1 protein-coding gene is annotated in these 357 nt (G+C 65.0%); it reads left to right on the forward strand.

The features are described 5' to 3' along the window. Nucleotides 1-248: hypothetical protein (locus IG63_RS23150; RefSeq protein WP_211249416.1), on the forward strand; the 248-nt coding region annotated here is incomplete at its 5' end. Nucleotides 249-357: the final 109 nt, after the last annotated feature.

Consider the following 357-nt stretch of genomic DNA (forward strand, 5'->3'; position numbering starts at 1 on the left):
GTGGTGCGCAATACCCCTTGGGGCACCTGGCTGACGCCGGTCTGACAGAAAAGGTTCAGATGCGCGATTCACTCAAGGACCGGATACGCGACAAATTGCTGCGGCAACTGACCGAGGACGGCCCGATGGGTGCCGAACCAGAGGATCCACGGCTCATCTCGGTGGTCGCCGACCTCGAGGCGCTGAACAGCGTCGCCGACGACGATCCACTCGTCGAGCAACTCGCGGGTCGCTACCTGGTGTTCTGACCCGCACTGCCGCCGACCGGCGGCAGCTGCGGCAGCGGTTCGGCATAGAGCCATTCCTGCCACAGCGGCTGCATGGGGACCACGCTGTAGTGGCCGACCAGGTCGGTGA

It is taken from the genome of Nocardioides aequoreus (assembly GCF_000720335.1).
Lineage (GTDB): Bacteria > Actinomycetota > Actinomycetes > Propionibacteriales > Nocardioidaceae > Marmoricola > Marmoricola aequoreus.